Source organism: Proteiniphilum sp. (assembly GCF_034927365.1).
GTDB lineage: Bacteria > Bacteroidota > Bacteroidia > Bacteroidales > Dysgonomonadaceae > Proteiniphilum.
Genome location: NZ_JAYFQD010000032.1, coordinates 57,995 through 76,241, shown reverse-complemented (window position 1 = coordinate 76,241; position 18,247 = coordinate 57,995). Strand labels below are relative to the sequence as shown.

General features: G+C 47.0%; 12 protein-coding genes. 7 read left to right on the top strand and 5 right to left on the bottom strand.

The genetic code is table 11. The features are described from left to right. Positions 1-42: 42 nt before the first annotated feature. From VB073_RS16060 to bglX, 6 genes are all read left to right on the top strand, one after another. Complete coding sequence (locus VB073_RS16060) at positions 43-1,581, top strand: RagB/SusD family nutrient uptake outer membrane protein (RefSeq protein WP_323405203.1); 1,539 nt, start codon at positions 43-45, stop codon at positions 1,579-1,581. A 12-nt stretch (positions 1,582-1,593) separates the two neighbouring features. Continuing rightward, positions 1,594-2,397: a LamG domain-containing protein gene (locus VB073_RS16055; RefSeq protein ID WP_323405202.1), complete on the top strand. Its 804-nt coding sequence runs from the start codon at positions 1,594-1,596 to the stop codon at positions 2,395-2,397. Positions 2,398-2,514: 117 nt separating this feature from the next. Beyond that, on the top strand, positions 2,515-4,170 hold the full coding sequence (locus VB073_RS16050; protein WP_323405201.1) for a glucoamylase family protein: 1,656 nt from the start codon (positions 2,515-2,517) through the stop codon (positions 4,168-4,170). A gap of 48 nt (positions 4,171-4,218) precedes the next feature. Next, positions 4,219-5,013, top strand: coding sequence for an alpha/beta hydrolase-fold protein (locus tag VB073_RS16045; protein ID WP_323405200.1), 795 nt, complete (start codon positions 4,219-4,221; stop codon positions 5,011-5,013). Positions 5,014-5,029: 16 nt separating this feature from the next. After that, entirely contained in the window at positions 5,030-6,403 is a 1,374-nt protein-coding gene (locus VB073_RS16040) for a glucoamylase family protein (protein ID WP_323405199.1), read from the top strand. Between the two features lie 128 nt (positions 6,404-6,531). Next, a complete protein-coding gene (bglX, locus tag VB073_RS16035; protein WP_323405198.1) occupies positions 6,532-8,826 on the top strand; it encodes a beta-glucosidase BglX in 2,295 nt (764 codons plus the stop codon). Positions 8,827-8,902: 76 nt separating this feature from the next. Here the strand turns inward: bglX and VB073_RS16030 are convergent, their stop codons facing one another. The 3 genes from VB073_RS16030 to VB073_RS16020 all read right to left on the bottom strand — a co-directional run bounded on the left by VB073_RS16030 (position 8,903) and on the right by VB073_RS16020 (position 14,405). Continuing rightward, on the bottom strand, positions 8,903-10,492 hold the full coding sequence (locus VB073_RS16030; protein WP_323405231.1) for a THUMP domain-containing class I SAM-dependent RNA methyltransferase: 1,590 nt from the start codon (positions 10,490-10,492) through the stop codon (positions 8,903-8,905). A 250-nt stretch (positions 10,493-10,742) separates the two neighbouring features. After that, positions 10,743-12,263, bottom strand: coding sequence for a glycoside hydrolase family 10 protein (locus VB073_RS16025; protein ID WP_416349566.1), 1,521 nt, complete (start codon positions 12,261-12,263; stop codon positions 10,743-10,745). A 72-nt stretch (positions 12,264-12,335) separates the two neighbouring features. After that, a complete protein-coding gene (locus VB073_RS16020; RefSeq protein ID WP_323405196.1) occupies positions 12,336-14,405 on the bottom strand; it encodes a cation:proton antiporter in 2,070 nt (689 codons plus the stop codon). A 126-nt stretch (positions 14,406-14,531) separates the two neighbouring features. On the opposite strand from VB073_RS16020, the gene uvrA reads away from it, so the two are divergent. Next, positions 14,532-17,327 (top strand): excinuclease ABC subunit UvrA, encoded by a 2,796-nt coding sequence (gene uvrA, locus VB073_RS16015; protein WP_323405195.1) that lies wholly within the window; start codon positions 14,532-14,534, stop codon positions 17,325-17,327. Positions 17,328-17,443: 116 nt separating this feature from the next. Here the strand turns inward: uvrA and VB073_RS16010 are convergent, their stop codons facing one another. Together VB073_RS16010 and VB073_RS16005 are read right to left on the bottom strand one after the other, a co-directional pair. After that, complete coding sequence (locus VB073_RS16010; RefSeq protein WP_323405194.1) at positions 17,444-17,803, bottom strand: DUF2752 domain-containing protein; 360 nt, start codon at positions 17,801-17,803, stop codon at positions 17,444-17,446. A gap of 32 nt (positions 17,804-17,835) precedes the next feature. Then, positions 17,836-18,237, bottom strand: coding sequence for a CD225/dispanin family protein (locus VB073_RS16005; protein ID WP_323405193.1), 402 nt, complete (start codon positions 18,235-18,237; stop codon positions 17,836-17,838). Positions 18,238-18,247 lie beyond the last annotated feature (10 nt).

Below are 18,247 nucleotides of genomic sequence, written 5' to 3'. Positions count from 1 at the left end.
TATTTTACTGAATTCAAATGCTCGATGAAAAAATATAATCTTATGAAGAATTTTCTAAAAAACAAGATAATGATCACGCTGCTCCTCTCCATTTTAGTGAGCGCCTGTAGTGATTTATTAGACCAGGAACCGCAAGGTGAATGGGTGAGAGGTGACGAAGGCAGTAGCGGCTCCTTTCAGTCGGATGTATTTACATTGTATGCCAAACTAAGAGGATTCCATGTAACCTCCGGATCAACAGCACTGGCTATTCACAGCTTTCGATCAGAAGATGCGGAAAAAGGAAGTACCGCTTCCGATGGTGCCGCGCACGGTGCGATGTATGACGATTTCGAATATATTGCCACCAATGGACTTATTGGGTCCTATTGGACTGATAATTATGAAATCATCCATTTGTCCAACAGCATATTGCATGATATTGAAGAAGCGGAAAAAGGAGGTGTTGCCCTGTCAGATGGAGATCAGATCAACAAGTCGGAAGCCCATTTTTTCCGTGCTTTCGCTTTCTTTAATCTTGTACGTGCTTTTGGAGATGTACCCAAAATTGATTTCAAGATAGCAGATGCGGCAGAAGCCAATATACCCAAATCGCCTGCTACAGAGATTTACCAGTTGATAGACGCCGATTTGACGGCTGCCGAAACACATCTTCCGCGCGTATGGCCTCCCGTATTTGTCGGACGATTGACTTGGGGTGCTGCACGCGCTTTACACGCGAGAACCTATATGATGCGTAATGATTGGAACAACATGTATGCCGCGGCAACCGATGTAATTCAGTCCGGAATATACAATTTGAACACACCCTATAACCAGATTTTCCGTGAAACAGGAGAAAACAGCAGTGAGTCGGTACTCGAATTACAATGCACTGCTACCGCATCCCAACCCGCGACGAATGATTTAGGGAGTCAGTTCGCGCAAGTGCAGGGTGTAAGAGGAGCTGGTGACTGGAACCTCGGCTGGGGATGGAATACTCCCACAGAACTGCTGGCTGGGGCATTCGAAACAGGCGATCCCCGTAAAGATGAGACACTTCTCTATTTCTACAAGACAGGAGGAGATCCAGCCTCTATCCCTGCCAACCAACCCTATAACGAGAAGCCGATGGCCAACGCTGATGTAATCAATAAATATTACAATAAGAAGGCATATACCAATCCCGCTTTGCGTATCACTTATTCCAAATCGGGCTATTGGTACAATATCCGTATTATCCGTTATGCCGATGTCGTGCTGATGGCCGCAGAAGCAGCCAATGAAACAGGAAAGACCAATGAGGCGATTGATTATCTCGAAATGGTAAGAGCCAGGGCTCGTGGAAACAATAATTCAATTTTGCCCAAAGTGACAACGACTGACCAAGCCGAGCTTCAGAACGCTATCCGTCACGAGCGCCGCGTAGAACTGGGGATGGAATTCGACCGTTTCTATGATTTAGTACGCTGGGGAATTGCCCGGGATGTGTTACATGCTGCCGGAAAGATAAATTATCAGGACAAGCATGCTTTGTTGCCATTACCTCAGAACGAAGTAGATAAATCAAATGGAGTATTGAAACAAAATCCTAATTACTAATTGAACAATCACATGAAGAAGATAAAATATTTTTACGCAGTCCTGCTTTTTATGCTATCATTGGGCTTCCAATCATGCTTTCAGGACTTGGACCAGGATCCGCCGTTCGATTATCCCGAACAGCCGACACCTCCACCACTTGGAGCGGATGGACAGATATTCTATTTATCGTTTGATAAAGAGCTCGAAGAATACCAGAGTTTAATGGAAGCAATACCAGTAGGAAGTCCCGGTTTTGCCGACGGAAAAACGGGCAAGGCTTATGCCGGCGCTGCCAACAGCTACCTGACGTTCAACCTGAGCAACTTGGCGGCTCCATTGGGCAATGAAGTGACCTTCGGGTTTTGGTATAAGCTCAACGGAAACCCCAATAGAGCCGGTATCATCGTAATTGGTCCGCCGACGGAAGGGGCCGCAGCAAATATGCAGAATAACCGGACTTCAGGAATCAGGATATTCCGGGAAAACGATGGTGACTTTCAACGCATCAAGGCAAATATAGGGGACGGAAATGCTGATACCTGGCTCGACGGGGGAGCAACAACCAACCTCAATCCAGCCACAGCTGACTGGGTCTATATCGCGTTAGTGTTGCGTAGTCTCGGTGCCACATTGTATCTAAATGGAGAAGCGATTGCTTCATCTGCCACTTTTTCCGGCATCAGTTGGAAAGGATGTGATGTGATGTCGATCGGCTCCGGTGCACCCCGGTTCACCGAATGGAACCATAATTCCGATAACAGCCTGATTGACGAATTGCGCATATACAACAAAGCATTGACAGAAGAGCAGATACGTGCAAATATGACAAAATAGTTTCTCGCGATAAATCTTGATTATTGACAATTAAGAGGGAGTAGATCTTCCTCTTAATTGCCACTTTCACTTTTTGATCCATATTCCATGCACGATAGAATAATCATAAAAAAAGGTATGCGTAAAACAGGTAAACAATGGAGTAGTATCTTTCTACTCCTTGTGATACTCTCTTTGGCATCATGCGGGGGCAAGGATGATCCTCCCGTGTCCGTCATATTTCAGTTGAACGAAATTGAAATTGACGGGATCGTCAACCAAGCCTCATATACAGACGTCAAAACCAACCTGCAAGTAAAACTGGTTTTCTCTGACAATATCGACCAGAGTACCTTGCAAAGTAATATCACCTTACAGTCCACACCGTCGGGCCAACCTATACTGCTTACATTCAAGACCGAGCGGAACATCGTCACCATCCAGACCGCCATTCCTCTCAACCAGTTCGCTTCTTATAAGCTGACGATCAACACCGGATTGAAATCGTCATCGGGAGGTGCTATTGTAACGGGTAAAGTATGTTCCATCAACACCGGTGTCGATCCGGCAGATAAGTTTCCACGCATCTCCGACGAGGAACTACTTACACTGGTACAAAAACAGACTTTTAAATATTTCTGGGATTTTGCACATCCCGTCAGTGGAATGGTACGTGAACGCACTACCCCAGGTAACACGGTGACCACCGGTGGCACCGGTTTTGGCGTGATGGCAATGATCGTAGCCGTGCATAGAGGTTTTATCACTAGGGAGGAAGCACTCAGCCGCATACAGACTATCGTCACTTTCCTGGCAACCAAAGCAATTCCCTATCATGGCGCATTTGCGCACTGGATCAATGGAGAAACAGGGGCAACCATTCCATTCAGCTCCACCGATAACGGAGCCGACCTGGTAGAGACTTCCTTTCTCTTTCAGGGCCTGCTGACGGCAAGACAATATTTTGACAAGAATGTGACGGCAGAGACAAAGCTCCGGCAAGATATTACCCAATTATGGAACAATATTGACTGGACATGGTTCCAGAAAGGGAACGAAAAGGTCCTCTACTGGCATTGGAGTCCACAACAGGAATGGCAAGCGAACTTGAAGATACAGGGATGGAACGAGAGCCTGATCACCTATGTGCTGGCAGCGGCATCGCCCACCCACTCCATATCGAAAGAAGTATACGACCAGGGATGGGCACGCAATGGAGAGATGAGAAATGGGGCTTCGTATCATGGCATCAAACTACCCCTGGGACCCAATTATGGTGGACCGATGTTCTTTGCTCATTACTCGTTCCTCGGATTGAATCCCAACGGGCTGAAAGATCAATATGCCGATTACCTGGAACAGAACAGGAACCATGCCAAGATCAATTACAGTTATTGTGTAGAAAATCCAAAAGGATACAGTGGCTACAGTGAACATTGCTGGGGGCTGACGGCCAGTGACGGGGATCAGGGATACAGTGCCCATTCACCCACTCATGATCGTGGCGTAATCGCACCCACGGCGGCATTGGCTTCCATGCCTTACACGCCGCAAGAATCTATGAGAGCGCTTCACTTCTTCTACTATAAACTGGGAGACAAGCTCTGGAGTGATTATGGATTTGTGGATGCTTTCAACCTCTCAAATAATTGGTTCGACAACCAGCATATTGCCATCGACCAGGGACCAATCATCGTCATGATCGAGAATCACAGATCGGGATTGATCTGGGATATCTTCATGAAAATTCCCGAGATACAGAATGGTTTAACGAAACTTGGATTTACTTATTAATTCAATCGGCCTTACTTGTCAGGGTTGGATTGAGAAAAATTGAATAAGATGAAAAAGATTGTAAAAATAGCACCTTTGCTTTTGGTATTCCAATTCCTCGTAGTGGCAGCATCCGTTGCCCAGTACCAGGAATATGACTCCCTTGTCTATGTATCAGGACAAGGAGAATCATTGCACTACCGCCAGTTAAATCCATTAAAGATCGAACAGGGCAAAAAATATCCTCTTGTGTTGTTTCTCCATGGAGCGGGAGAAAGAGGATCAGATAATCTCTCCCAACTGCGTCACGGAGGGATGATGTTTACCAACCCGGTGAACCGTGAAGAATACCCCGCTTTCGTCCTCTTTCCCCAATGTCCAGAAGAGTCCTACTGGCCTACGCCCAAAAGGCCCGACGGCTTTCAGCAGGAGAGCCCTTTCCCATTAGATGCCGAAATTACAAAACCGCTGGCGTTGACGAAAGAATTGTTGGACAAGGTCATTGGAACATACCCGATAGACACGGACAGGATATATATCGTCGGCTTGTCGATGGGTGGAATGGGTACATTCGATATGGTCTGCCGTTTTCCCGACCTGTTCGCGGCAGCCATTCCTATTTGTGGCGGCATTCATACCGGCCGGTTTGACGACTTTTCCTCCAAAACGGCATTCCGTATTTTTCATGGCGATGCCGATTCAGTCGTTCCGGTCCGCCTTTCACGTGAAGCTTATCTGAAATTGAAAGCGGAAGGAGCCAGTGTTGAATATATAGAATTTCCGGGAGTAAATCATGGTAGTTGGGATCCGGCATTTAACAGACCCGATTTCATGTCGTGGCTCTTCCAGCAAAGAAAAAAATAAAAAACAGACAGACAAAATGAACAATCGTATACTTTTATCAATCACGGCACTGGTAACCGGCGCTATCTTCCTCTTATCCTGCAGTAGTAACAATAAAAAAGAGTCAATTACTGCCGGGGAAGAGACGCGTCCTACCACTTTCTCTTCGGATGAAGAACTACTCGATTTTATCCAAAAGACCCACTTCAATTATATGTGGGAAGGAGCAGAGCCCACATCGGGACTGGCACCTGAACGGATACATATGGATGGAGATTACCCCCAAAACGATGCGGACGTCATCACCACGGGTGGAAGCGGTTTCGGTATCGCTGGTCTTCTGGTTGGAATCGACCGTGGCTTTATCACCCGAGAAGCAGGTGTTGAACGGCTGCACAAGATAGCCGACTATCTGGCTACATCCGACCGGTTTCACGGGGTATGGCCCCACTGGTTGCATGGCCCCACAGGAAAAGTAAAACCGTTTGGTAAAAAAGACAATGGTGGTGATTTGGTAGAAAGCGCCTTCCTGATACAAGGACTGCTTTGCGTAAGGGAGTACTTCAAGAACGGAAACGAGAACGAACAACAACTTGCAGAAAAGATCGATACCCTCTGGCGGGAAATGGACTGGACATGGTACCTCAACGGGAAGGATGTGCTCTACTGGCATTGGAGCCCGGAATATGGATGGGAGATGAACTTCCCGCTCGAAGGATACAACGAGTGTCTTATCACCTACATCCTGGCAGCCTCCTCTCCCACCCACTCTATCCCGGCATCGGCTTACCATAACGGATGGGCACGTGGTGGTGGAATCAAAAGCGATGCCATTGCCTATGGCCATCCGTTGATCTTGAAACATAACGGAGCTACAGCATATGGAGGGCCTTTGTTCTGGTCGCATTATTCCTATATCGGCCTTAGTCCGAAAGGGTTGAAAGATCAATATGCCGATTACTGGCAACTCAACCAAAACCAGGCACTCATCAACTACGAATATTGTGTGGAAAACCCCAGAGGGTTTGAAGGCTACGGCGATAACTGCTGGGGATTGACCGCCAGCTACTCGGTAAAAGGCTATTCGGCACATATGCCGATGGATAATGACCTGGGAGTAATTACGCCTACCGCAGCATTGTCCAGCTTCCCCTACACCCCCGACCAGTCGATGAAGGCATTGAAACATTTCTATTTCGATCTGGGCGACAAGATTTGGGGAAAATACGGTTTCTACGATGCCTTCAGCGCACAAGACAACTGGTATCCGCAACGATACCTGGCCATCGACCAACTTACCATCGCACCGATGATCGAAAACTATCGTACCGGCCTGCTTTGGAAACTGTTTATGGGAGCTCCCGAAATTCAGGAGGGGTTGAAGAAACTGGGGTTTACGTATGAAATGTGAATAGGTGGACAGGTTGTGAAAAGGGAGACTGGGGAGATGAACCAAAAACAGAACTTTATTAATTGATTATTGACAATGAATTCTTCACTTCGGACTTTCTCCCTGCTAATTTCTAACTTCTAAATAAAATGAAAAAAGATATTATTTCAGTAACATATATCGCAGTGGCAATTTTGCTGGCATCATGCGGATCACCTTCATCCAGCAATTCAAAAGCCGGCAAATGGCAGAGTTTCAGCGGTGAGAAACGTATAGAACAGCGGGTGGATTCAGTGTTGAAACTGATGACGCTCGAAGAGAAAATCGGGCAGATGACACAGTTCTCCGCCAACTGGTCGATTACCGGACCGGTGATGTCTGACGATTTCCAGCCCTATCTCGAAAAAGGATTGATTGGCAGCATCTTTAACGCTACTTCCGTGGAAGGAATCCGGCGTATGCAACAAATTGCGGTGGAAAAAACCAGATTAGGAATTCCTATCTTATTCGGACAGGATGTGATCCATGGCTATAAGACCATTTTCCCCATCCCGCTGGCAGAAGCCTGCTCCTGGGATCTGGAGATGATGCAACGGACAGCCGAAATTGCCGCTATTGAAGCGGCATCCGACGGTATCAACTGGACCTTCGCACCTATGGTGGATATTGCCCGTGATGCCCGTTGGGGCCGTGTAATGGAAGGTGCCGGTGAAGATCCCTATCTCGGAAGCAAGGTGGCTGAGGCCCGGGTTATTGGCTTTCAAGGAGGAAGAGACGTCAACTCACTAAATAAACTCACCTCACTCCTGGCTACAGGAAAACACCTCGCAGCTTACGGTGCAGCCGAATCAGGCAGGGATTATAACACAGCCGAACTATCGGAACATACGCTACGTAATGTTTACCTCCCCCCTTATCAGGCGGCCAAAGAAGCAGGTGTCGGTACCTTTATGGCCGCCTTCAACGAGATCAACGGCGTACCGGCTACGGCAGACCGGTGGCTGATGACAGAGGTGCTTCGCAACGAATGGGGATTCAACGGATTCGTTGTAACTGATTATACCGGTACCAACGAACTGGTGCCTCACGGTGTGGCAAAAGATGAAAAGCATGCCGCGGAACTGGCGGTCAATGCAGGGATCGATATGGATATGACCGGTGCTTCCTTCATTAAATACCTGGCAGAGTCTGTAGAAGAAGGCAAAGTATCCGAAAAGAGGATCGATCTCGCTGTGCGTCACATCCTCGAGATGAAGTTCCTGTTGGGCCTTTTCGACGATCCCTATCGTTACCTCGATGAGGAGCGTGCAAGACAAAACACGATGACACCCGAATTTATGGAAACGGCTCGTAAAGCCGTCGCCTCTTCCGTGGTACTGTTGAAAAATGAGAATCAAATTCTTCCTATTACACAAGAGAGTGGAAAGACCATTGCCTTGGTCGGTCCTCTGATGAACGACTCCATCAACCTGAATGGCGAATGGGCCGGGTTGGGTGACCGCAACAAAAGCGTACCTATCCTGAAAGGGTTGACAGAGAAGTACGCCGGTTCTACGGTGAAACTGATCTATGCAGAGGGTAGCTCGATCACCGGAACCACACCGGCAAAGATCGCGGAAGCGGTAGCCGCAGTGCGCAGATCCGACATCGTGATTGCTGCGATGGGAGAAGATTTCAACTGGTCGGGTGAAGCGGCTGTAAGAACCGATATACGCCTGCCCGAGCCACAAAGGGAACTACTCAACGCATTAAAGACAACGGGAAAACCGGTAGTATTGGTTTCACTCAGCGGACGTCCACTCGACCTCTCCTGGGAAGATAAAAATATGAACACCATCCTGCAAGCATGGTTCCCCGGCACACAAGCGGGACACGGTATCGCCGACGTGATCGCGGGCGATTACAACCCGTCAGCACGACTGGTGATGTCATTCCCCCGAAACGTGGGACAAATCCCCATCTACTACAATCAGAAGAATACCGGCCGCCCGGCTGATCTCAACAACGAATCGGTCGATTACAAGTCCAGTTACCTCGACACCTCCATCACCCCGCTTTATCCTTTTGGCTATGGATTGAGTTATACCACTTTCGAAATCAATCATGTCAACATCGATAAAAAAGCGTTGAAAACCAAGAACGACAAGATCACCGTAACAGCCGATGTCTGCAATACAGGAGCTGTTGACGGCGAGATCGTAGTACAACTGTACACCCGCCAGCTTGTAGCCAGCGTAACCCGGCCAGTAAAAGAACTGAAAGGATTCCAAAAGATCTCCCTCAAGGCAGGCGAATCCAAACAGGTTGAGTTTGAAGTGACTTCAGATGATCTCGCTTTCTACGGTATCGATATGCATAAAAAAGCAGAGCCTGGCAATATGAAACTCTGGGTAGCACAACACGCAGCCGATAACTCCAACGAGATCGATTTCTTGATGGAGTAAAATATAGAGAAGAAAGGAAATTTCGCAACCGCGAAAATAACGGCTGCGAAAAAATTATGTATTGGAGGATATATAATTATTTTTTTCTGGAGACTCTCGGTTTAGCATCCTTACCGGAGAAGGAGTTTCCTGGTTTTGAGGGTTTGTCTGATTTGAAAGATTTGGCCCCCGGTTTATCGGATCGAAAAGACTTCGTTCCCGGTTTGTCGGAACGAAATTCACGTCTTTCGCCGCGGGGTTTTTCGGATCGATCACGAGGCTTAAATGATTTATCTCCTGAATTACCGGAACGTGCCCCGCGTCTGTCACCGTCACGGGATTCGGAGTGCTCACGAGGTTTAAAGGGTCTGTCCGACTTAAAAGGCCTGCTCCGATCCCGATCGTCCGACCTTCTTTGACCACGTGATTCACCCATCGGCTTCTCTTCTCCTGCTTCGTTTGCCCGTTGAGAACGGCGATATCCCTCTCTGGAATTCCTTTCGTGCCGGGCATCATCACCGGCAGACCCACCTTTGCCTCGGGGTGCATCCTTTTCCGGGCGATCGTCGCGCTTGCCGGAGAAAATCTCGTATTCGCGCATCTCGCACTCCAACGCCCCGTTATAAAGAAAGTACCTTGCGGAATGTTTGAGTCCAATCGCATCAAATGATTCTTTACGATAACTCAACACATAAGCACGGTAACCAGGAAAGACATGTTTCAATCGCTCACCGATCATCGAATAGAGTTCATCCAGATCCTCCACTTTGAGCCGCTCTCCATAAGGCGGATTGGTCATCAGGAGGCCTTCTTTTGATGGTGCTTCAGTAAACTGCTTGAAAGGCTTTACCTCCAAATCAATATACTTCCTGAGACCTGCATTCCTGACATTCTTCTCGGCAATAGCAATGGCCTTGGGGGAGATATCAAAACCCATGATACGATGGTTGAATTCCTTTGCACCCGAATCATCATTATAGATCGTGCTGAAAAGATCACTGTCGAAATCTTTCCATTTCTCAAAAGCGAAATTTGGCCGGTGAATACCGGGAGGAATTCCTAAGGCAATCATCGCAGCTTCGATCAGTAACGTCCCTGAACCGCACATCGGATCGACAAAGTCGCACTCCCCTTTCCATCCCGATTTCAGGATCATGCCGGCAGCCAGCACCTCGTTCAGCGGTGCATCTCCCTGCGCCACACGGTAACCTCGTTTGTGGAGAGATTCACCCGAACTGTCCAACGATAAAGTACATTTATTATGTGCCACATGGATATGCAGCATGATATCGGGATTAGAGACACTGACCGACGGACGTTTTTCGTATTTTTCCATAAACCAGTCGGCAATAGCATCTTTCACTTTATATGCCACAAATTTGGAATGGGTAAAGATATGCGAAAAGACTACGGCGTCGATGGAAAATGTGTTATCCAATGTAAGGTAATCGGCCCAATTGAAACTCTTCACCGCTTCGTATACCTCATCGGCACTCTCCGCCTTGAAAGTATAAAAAGGTTTCAGGATGCGCAATGCGGTACGGCAATACACATTCGCCTTATACATCATCGCCTTGTTACCCGTGAACATCACCATGCGGGTACCTATTTCCACATTGTCCGCACCCAGGGCAATCAGTTCTTCCGCCAGTACGTCCTCCATCTCTGCCAATGTTTTGGCGATCATCGGAAACTGAGCATTGTGTCCGGTTATCTCTTCAGCATGCGACAACTGCTGTTTAGCTGCTCCCTTTTCGTTCAGTTCGCCAAAACGTTCGTTTTCAATCATTCGTTCTCCTGTTAATATGGGTACAAAGATAATACCAGCAAAGCGATTTTACCTCATAGGCATTGAATAAAATCGATAATTGGGATAAAGGCTACCAGAAAAATAAGCGCCAGACCAAGCGATGAGATAAAATCCGCATTAATTATTTCTATAACTTCACCTTGGTCTTTGCCGGTTTGCTTTCGTTATGGAAAGCATCCAATGCTGTCACCACGTAGATATATCGGCTTTCTCCTCCTTCATAAGGCAATACGAAGAAGTTGTCGGGGGTGATCTTCACAATATTTTCGGCCCGGTTAATATTCACTTTTTCACCCCGACGGAAGCGGTAGACAACGAATCGCTGAGCCGCCTCGGGATTCGATGGATCCTTCTGATGATTCCACGTCAGGAAATGCATATCTTCGGTATACACGTCCGTCAGTTTCTTCACTGCTGCCGGACGCCCTTCATACAGATGAGTATAGGCGGGGATCAAAGTTTTGGAACGATGAATGTCGGTTCTCAATGCATCTGCTACTCCGGCAAAATTATCGAGTATCTGATATCCGTACCAGTAACAGTTGCCATGCACGAAAGACATTTCCCTCGACTGGCGTATCTTCTCATTCAGTTCATTCTTGTCGATGCTTCTTTTCAGATCCTGGCCGATATAAAGATGCTGGCCGAAGTTATTAGCATTCCACCAGTGTAACAAGGTAGTATAATCGGCAGCGCTGTGACCGATCTCCCAATAAAGCTGCGGCAGGTTGTAGTCAATCCATCCTTTCTCCACCCATAGTTTAATATCGGCATACAGATCGTCATAATTCTGTAAACCGTTTGTATCGCTCCCATTGGGATCACTTCGCTTATTCCGGTAAATACCGAAAGGGCTGATGCCGAAACGCACCCACGGTTTGGTACCGGCAATAGTCAATTTTATTTGCTGAATAAGTAAATTCACATTGTTACGGCGCCAGTCGTTACGTTGAGAGGGCGAAAAACCCTGAGAAACGGCATACATGTTGAAACTGTTGTCATCGGGAAAAGAGGAGCCGGCGATAGGATAAGGATAAAAATAGTCATCCATATGGATAGCATCTACATCATAACGGGTGATAATATCACGTACCACCTCACATATAAACCCTCGGTTTTCCGGTAATCCGGGATCGAAAAATAACTGGGTTCCATACTGGACAAAACGCTCAGGATGCTTCCAGTAGAGATGATCGGGTGCAAGTGAGTTAGTTATATTGGTCTTTACCCGGTAAGGATTCAGCCAGGCATGAAGCTCCATTCCTCTTTTATGACACTCCTCGACTATAAACGCAAGCGGATCGAAAGATGGATCGTCGGGAGCCTTTCCCTGCACACCCGTCAGAAAGCGGCTCCACGGTTCCAGATTAGACCGGTAAAAAGCGTCTGCTTCGGGACGGACCTGAAAAATCACCGCATTGATACCCGCCTCATCAAATTTCCGTATCATATCGGCAATATAGTGCTTCATAGCCGCACTATTCATCTGGCTATAACGAGATTGACCTACTGTCTGGATCCATGCACCGCGGAACTCTCGTTTTGGTGCAGCATCGGGAATATGTGTCATCATTTTTTTAGATGTTCCACACCCGGAGATTAAAAGAATAAAAAAGAAAAGAAAAGAAAATTCAAAAAATCGATTCATCTAACTAATTAACTACCAATTATTAATTACCTATTATCCTAAACCCTACATCTAAAATCTTAAATTCCTGTTTTACGGAATAAAAATATGATCATCGTTCTCCAGTAGCTGATCTGCTAAATGCTGTTTGGGATACACAACGATACGACTATGATGTGGGAAACGGCTCTCCAGACGGGTGGGAAGACCTTCCAATATGGGGGTATGGGAGATATAACCGATATGGGCCGACACCAGTATGATCAGATCATCTTTTTTAATCATATCTCCGCATGACAACGGATTAGCCCAATCCACAAATGAATGGAAGGTGAAATTTCCGGATCTTTTCTGTCCGGAAATGATCGCTTGCGTATCAGGGTGTCCCAGATGCAATACAGGAATTGACAATTCAGAGGAGAGTTTCACCACCTTATTCACCCACAACCCGAAGCCATCCTCCTTCTCTGCCAGAGGAGGCGAAATCACCACAATTCGTTTAGACAGAATAAGATTCTGCTCCACATGACAGACAAACAGATTTTTATCCATACTTCTGATAATCAAATCTACCTTCTCTCCCAGCAGTTTATCCCATAATCCTGCCTTGCCCGGCCATCCCAAGATCACAATATCCGACATCGTCTCGCGGGCAGTTCGCACAATACCATCCGCCGGATTATGGTCGATGGTTGTGATAATATCAATGTTCACCTCGGCAGCAGTGGCCTTGGAAACAAGCCCTTGCAACTGTTTTCTGAAGCTCACGATATTCTTTTCCGCCTCCTGATTATTAGGCACAACCCCCAGCAGAGAAACAGGATTCACCGATTTTTTATCTTTCAACAGTAATGCCAGTTCCACATGTTGGCCAATGTTGGTAGGATTGGCAATGGGCACCAGAATTTTCTCCTGGGCAAACTCACCCATAGAAGAAGGAGCAAGTGGCTCATTTTCTTCACTGATTGCTATTTTTCTGGCGGCCTTTTGTGTGGTAACTGAGGCCACAATACAGGTAAGCAGGATAAGGATAATCGTCCCGTTTAAAATATATTCATCTATCAGGTCTGCCTTGTATCCCACAAGAATGATAGCCAGAGTGGCCGCTGCATGAGAACTGCTCAACCCGAAGATAAGATCTCTCTGGGTAGTCGAGTAATGAAATGTCTTTTGTGTCACCCATGCCGCCAGCCATTTCCCCAACAGCGCTACCAATGTAAGAGTCAATGCCACGACAAGGGTGCGCGGTCCATCCATTACCACACTAATATCAACCACCATTCCTACTGATATCAGGAAAATAGGAATAAAAAGTGCATTCCCGAAAAACTCTATCCGGTTCATCAATGCCGACGAATGGGGAATTAATCTATTCAGCGCCAGTCCTGCGGCAAAAGCTCCGATAATAGGTTCAATGCCTCCCAATTCCACAAGAAAACCGGCTGCGAACACCACAAGCAACACAAAAATAAAAGTCGAATACTTTTCAGGTGTAGCTCTCTTAAAAAACCACTTGGCAATGCGGGGGACTATCAGGAAAATAATCAACGAGAAGAGCGACAGCGAAAGTAGCAGTTTTATAAAGAAACCGGCATCTAGTCCACCGTTGGTATTGGAGAGCACCATGGCGAGGATAATCAGTACAGCCGTATCGGTCAGGATGGTACCTCCCACAGTGATCGCAACTGCCTGGTTACGGACAACTCCCATACGGCTCACGATGGGATAAGCCACCAAAGTATGAGTGGAAAACATACTTGCTGTAAGGAAGCTAGCATTGGCATCGTAACCGAGAAGATAATGACACACAGGATAGCCGACGACAAGGGGAATGGCAAAGGTAAAAAAGCCAAAAGCAAGGCTTCTGTTCTTATGCTGTACAAATTCGCTTAGGTCAAGCTCTAACCCCACGATAAACATTATATACAATAATCCTATCGTAGAAAACATCGCCACCCCACCATGGGTATTATCAATCCAGCTAAGTCCGTGAGGACCGATGATAACACCCGCGATGATCAATCCGATGATGCTTGGTACGTTAATCCGCTTCAGCATGATAGGCACTATAAGCACTATTGACAACAGAATCGCAAATATCAACACCGGATTGGAAAACGGCAGGGCAAATACATGTTCTATTTCTGACAAAAAAGATTCCATAGGATGACTTTGATATGGGGAATAGCGATTTCCACCCGCAAATATAATTATTTTCTTTAGTTTTCCGGACGAATAATCTCTTTTTGCCCCATAATCCTTATCTTTGTCAGTTATAGAAATGGTCATATGAGCAATTCAAATCAGATCGAAATAAAGGGTGCACGCGTCAACAACCTCAAAAATATCGACGTAAATATCCCACGCAATACTTTTACTGTTATCACAGGACTCTCCGGATCAGGAAAATCGTCACTGGCATTCGACACATTATATGCCGAAGGCCAACGGCGGTACGTGGAGAGCCTTTCAGCTTATGCCCGACAGTTCCTCGGACGGATGAACAAGCCGGAGTGCGACTATATACGGGGTATCCCTCCAGCTATTGCCATCGAGCAGAAGACTACTTCCCGCAATCCTCGATCCACAGTAGGCACTTCCACCGAAATATATGAATACCTGCGGCTGCTTTATGCACGTATCGGTAAAACCATCTCCCCCGTTTCGGGCAAGGAGGTAAAACGCCATTACGTAAATGATGTGGTGGAGAAAATGAAAGAGTACCGGGAGGGTACACGTATGGCGGTACTGTCGCATATCCAGTTGCGGAACGGCCGTGACCTGCGTAGCCAGTTGGAGATACTGCTGAAAGAGGGATTCACCCGTGTGGATGTGGGTGAACAGTTTTACCGTATCGACGAACTGTTGGAACAAAAAAAACTGCCCTCGGAAAACGAAGTGTTATTGGTGATCGACCGGCTCTCCTGCTCTTCCGACAAGGCGACAGTGAATCGGCTCTCCGATTCGGTAGAGACCGCTTTTCTGGAAGGTAACGGCGAATGTATCGTCCGTTTCTGGGGTGAAAACGGGATTGAGTCGTTCACCTTCTCCAACCGTTTTGAAGCGGACGGCATCACTTTCGAAGAACCGACCGAGATGATGTTCAACTTCAATAGTCCCGTCGGTGCCTGTCCCAAGTGTGAAGGATTCGGGAAGGTGATCGGCATCGACGAAAATCTGGTAATCCCCGACAAGAGCCTCTCCGTCCAGGAGGAGTGTGTACAGTGCTGGAGAGGAGAAAAGATGAGCGAATGGCGGCAGGAGTTCGTACACAATGCCTATAAAGTAGATTTCCCAATCCACCGTGCTTACTACGATCTTACCGAGGATGAAAAAGATATACTCTGGAATGGCCGTCATAACTTCGGCATCTACGGGATTAACGATTTCTTCGGGATGCTCGAGAAAAACCTCTACAAGATACAGTACCGGGTCATGCTGGCACGTTACCGTGGTAAGACCAGCTGTCCGGTATGCAAAGGATCACGACTCAAGAAGGAAGCGTCGTACGTAAAAGTGGGCGGGAAATCAATTACCGAATTAGTCGTCATTCCCATCACCGAACTAAAGGATTTTTTCGATCAACTTACACTGGACGAGACCGATGCCACCATCGCTGAACGCTTGTTCACTGAAATAAGGAACCGTATTCAGTTCCTTTTAAACGTTGGTCTGGGGTATCTCACGCTTAACCGGCTCTCGAACACCCTCTCGGGCGGTGAGAGTCAACGTATCAACCTGGTATCGTCGCTGGGGAGCAGCCTAGTGGGATCGCTTTATATCCTCGACGAACCCAGTATCGGGCTTCATTCGCGCGATACTTACCTGCTGATCGGCGTATTGCGTGATTTGCAACATATGGGAAATACGGTGGTGGTAGTGGAGCACGATGAAGAGATCATCCGTGCGGCGGATTATATTATCGACATAGGCCCCAAGGCAGGCCGACTGGGAGGTGAAGTGATCTATCAGGGTGATGTGGCGGAGCTGGAGGAAAAGAGCGACAGCTACACCGTCAAGTATCTTACCGGTGAAGAGCAGATCGAAATTCCTAAAGTTCGCCGCAAATGGAATAATTATATAGAGGTAAAAGGAGCACGGCAAAATAACCTGAAGAATATCGACGTGAAATTCCCGTTGAATGTGATGACAGTGGTGACAGGTGTCAGCGGTTCGGGCAAATCATCACTGGTGAATGATGTATTATTCAACGCACTGCAACACCATTATAAAGGCACTGCCCTGGAACATGCCGAATTCAACGGTATCGGAGGTGATATCAGGCTGATGAAAGGAGTGGAATACGTCGACCAGAACCCTATCGGTAAGTCATCCCGCTCCAATCCGGTCACCTACCTCAAGGCATTCGACGAAATCCGTAAACTTTATGCAGCACAACCATTGGCAAAACAGATGGGTTTCTCGCCCGCCTATTTCTCGTTCAACGTGGAAGGAGGACGCTGTAGTGAATGCAAAGGGGAGGGCACCATCACCGTGGAGATGCAGTTTATGGCCGATATACGTCTGGAATGTGAATCATGCCACGGCAAGCGATTTTCGGATGAAGTCCTGGAGATAGAATATAAGGGAGCCTCTATTCACGATATACTGGAGATGACCGTCAACCAGGCAATCGAATTTTTTGGACAACAGAAGGGGGCTACCGAAAAGAAAATCGTGAAGAAAATGCAACCGCTGCAGGATGTAGGGTTAGGATATATCAAACTGGGACAGTCCTCCTCCACCCTATCGGGCGGAGAGAACCAACGTGTGAAGCTAGCCTACTACCTGGGAGAAGAGAAAGCAGAACCCACCGTCTTTATCTTCGATGAACCGACCACCGGCCTGCACTTCCACGATATCAAAACGTTGCTGCAGGCATTCAACGCCCTTATAGAACGCGGCCATACGGTCATCATTATCGAGCACAATATGGAGATCATCAAATGTGCCGACCATATTATCGATATCGGACCGGAAGGAGGTAAAGCCGGAGGATATGTGGTATGTGAAGGGACACCGGACCAGATCGTGCAATGTGAGAAATCACACACCGGCCATTTCCTGAAGCAAAAACTCCATTGACATTGCTCCTGAGACGGTATACGAAATGGGCAAACTCCAGGAAACTGATATTGTAGCTGAACCGTAAACCCTAAAGAAGAGGCATAAATATGTATTGTTTTTTACAAAAATCGGATTTATAACAAATTTCTCAAAATCCAATAGGCAGTTATTACAATCAGCACCATAACGGCCGACCAACGCCCAAAGAAAAATTTCACAGTCCTGGGGAAACGCTTTTTCCCGCCAAAATACTCCAGATAAATACCCAGGAGGATATAAGGCAACGCCAACACCATAAAGGCATTATATCTCAATGCAGCCCCGATATTGAAATGCAACAAGCTGTGGATAGCTCTCTGGGACCCACATCCCGGGCATTCATAACCCGTCACGAGCAAAAAGGGACATCTCGGGAAAAGAGGCTGTGTCTTCGGATCGAACGTGTAAAAAATATAAAGCGCCGCCGCAATCGATACAATTACGGCTGCGCCCATACCTATTTTCAAACCTTTATGCACAACAGGGCTTAAAAATTATAACCGCTTGCATTCTTTTCAATGATATTCTGCATGTATTCCGGCAAATTACCGGTAATTACCAGAATTGTCCAGAGGATAACATAGAGCAATCCTGCTACGATAGAGATAAGCGTCCACATCTTTGCTTTCTGCGCCATTCGCTCTGCCTCCTGATAGTTTCCATTAAAATAGAGCGAATTAACTCTAACGGCATAGATGATCCCCACAACTCCGAAAGGCACGCAGCAGAGAAGGGTGGCAACAATGGATTGCCAAAGCCAATTACCCGGTTTCAGAGGAGGGATGTTATCCACCGGTGGTTGTTGATACGGCGGCGGAGTCTGTACCGGGTCGCGTTCTTCCTTATTATAGGCAGAAGTCGGCTGTTCCTGATCATTTTGATATTCCATTTATTCGATA

Excerpts from the sequence above, each read along its gene's own strand:
- VB073_RS16005 (WP_323405193.1), bottom strand. The coding sequence starts at position 18,237 with ATGGAATATCAAAATGATCAGGAACAGCCGACTTCTGCCTATAATAAG.
- VB073_RS16025 (WP_416349566.1), bottom strand. The coding sequence starts at position 12,263 with ATGAATCGATTTTTTGAATTTTCTTTTCTTTTCTTTTTTATTCTTTTA.
- VB073_RS16010 (WP_323405194.1), bottom strand. The coding sequence starts at position 17,803 with ATGGGCGCAGCCGTAATTGTATCGATTGCGGCGGCGCTTTATATTTTT.
- VB073_RS16050 (WP_323405201.1), top strand. The coding sequence starts at position 2,515 with ATGCGTAAAACAGGTAAACAATGGAGTAGTATCTTTCTACTCCTTGTG.
- VB073_RS16030 (WP_323405231.1), bottom strand. The coding sequence starts at position 10,492 with ATGATCGCCAAAACATTGGCAGAGATGGAGGACGTACTGGCGGAAGAA.
- VB073_RS16060 (WP_323405203.1), top strand. The coding sequence starts at position 43 with ATGAAGAATTTTCTAAAAAACAAGATAATGATCACGCTGCTCCTCTCC.
- VB073_RS16040 (WP_323405199.1), top strand. The coding sequence starts at position 5,030 with ATGAACAATCGTATACTTTTATCAATCACGGCACTGGTAACCGGCGCT.
- VB073_RS16045 (WP_323405200.1), top strand. The coding sequence starts at position 4,219 with ATGAAAAAGATTGTAAAAATAGCACCTTTGCTTTTGGTATTCCAATTC.
- VB073_RS16055 (WP_323405202.1), top strand. The coding sequence starts at position 1,594 with ATGAAGAAGATAAAATATTTTTACGCAGTCCTGCTTTTTATGCTATCA.
- VB073_RS16020 (WP_323405196.1), bottom strand. The coding sequence starts at position 14,405 with ATGGAATCTTTTTTGTCAGAAATAGAACATGTATTTGCCCTGCCGTTT.
- uvrA (WP_323405195.1), top strand. The coding sequence starts at position 14,532 with ATGAGCAATTCAAATCAGATCGAAATAAAGGGTGCACGCGTCAACAAC.
- bglX (WP_323405198.1), top strand. The coding sequence starts at position 6,532 with ATGAAAAAAGATATTATTTCAGTAACATATATCGCAGTGGCAATTTTG.